Raw genomic sequence first — 1,535 nt, 5'->3', positions numbered from 1 at the left:
GGTGGAGAGCTACTCGGACCGAGCGATCTCGGGTGCGTCCATGCTCCGTCCCGGCATTCAGGCACTGATGGAGGACGCCGGCCGGCGCCGGTTCGACGTGGTGCTGGCCGAGGCAATGGACCGGCTTTCCCGCGACCAGGAGGATATAGCGGCCCTGTTCAAGCGCCTGCGCTTTGCCGGTGTTTCGATCGTGACGATCGCCGAGGGCGAGATCAACGAGATGCATATCGGCCTCAAGGGCACGATGAACGCGCTGGCCCTGAAGGATCTGGCCCAGAAGACGCATCGCGGCCTGCTCGGCCGGGTCGAAGCGGGCTTGTCCGCCGGCGGACGTGCCTATGGCTATGACGTGGTCCGCCGCACCGACCACAAGGGCGAGCCGATCCGCGGCGAACGGGCGATCAATGAGGCCGAAGCGGCGGTCGTCCGCCGGATTTTCACGATGGCGGCAGAGGGCGCGAGCCCGATTGCCATCGCCAAGACGCTGAACGGCGCAAAAATCCCGGGACCCAATGGGCGTGCCTGGCAGGACACGACGATTCGGGGACATGCGAACCGCGGCACCGGCATCTTGCGCAACGAACTTTACATTGGCGTCCAGGTCTGGAACCGGATGCACTACATAAAGGATCCGGCCACCGGCAAACGCGTCTCGCGGATGAACCCAACAACGGAATGGGTGCGTGAGGAGGTTCCGCATCTGCGGATCATCGACCAGGACCTTTGGGATTGTGTGCAGCAGCGCCTGGCCGCGGTTCGTATCGCCTCGGGCGCGGACAAGATCGACCGCGCGGTCTTTCATGAGCGGCGCCGGGCGAAGCACATTCTCACCGGCAAGTTGTTCTGCGGCACCTGCGGTGGCAGCTTCGGGGCCGTCGGCAAGGATTATCTCTCCTGCGCCGCTGCCCGGAAGCAGGGCACGTGCGACAACCGGCGCGGTATCCGGCGGAGCGAGCTCGAGAGCCTGATTCTCGACGCGCTGCGCCACCAGCTGATGCAGCCCGAGCACGTCGCCGAGTTCGTGACGGAATACACGGCCGAATACAACCGGCTCAATTCCGAACGCTCAGCCGCCCTCGCGTCGCATAAGCGCGAACTGGAGAGTGTCACCCGCAAACTGGATGGCCTGATCGATGCGATCGCGGAGGGGATGCGGGCACCGGGGCTGCAACAGAAGCTCGACACGCTGGAGGCGCGGAAGGCGGAACTGACCCGGCTGATCGAGACCGCTGGGATTTCGCTCCCGTTGCTGCATCCGAACCTGGCGGAGACCTATCGCGAGCGGGTGACCGATCTCCATGCCGCCCTCACCCGCGAGGACGGCGGCACCGCAGCACTGGAAGCAGTCCGCGCGCTGATCGAGCGCGTCGACGTGTCACCGCCTGACGGCGACGATACCCGCTCTCTGCCGAAGATTGTGCTGACGGGTGCGATTGCGGCGATGGTTGGGCTGGCGCTGGAGCCTGCTGCCGGAACGCAGAAAGCCGCGCGAGTGGGCGCGGGTGTATGTGGTTTGTTCGCGAGTTCGGTAATGG

1 protein-coding gene is annotated in these 1,535 nt (G+C 65.5%); it reads left to right on the top strand.

Annotated features, from left to right (window positions below; all coding sequences use genetic code 11):
• Nucleotide 1 precedes the first annotated feature (1 nt).
• Nucleotides 2–1,535: recombinase family protein (locus APM_RS16850; RefSeq protein ID WP_241763194.1), on the top strand; the 1,534-nt coding region annotated here is incomplete at its 3' end.

Origin of the sequence: Acidiphilium sp. PM, from assembly GCF_000219295.1 — a bacterium.
Classification (GTDB): domain Bacteria; phylum Pseudomonadota; class Alphaproteobacteria; order Acetobacterales; family Acetobacteraceae; genus Acidiphilium; species Acidiphilium multivorum.
The sequence above is the reverse complement of the archived record's forward strand: the minus strand, read 5'-3'. Positions and strand labels throughout refer to the sequence as shown.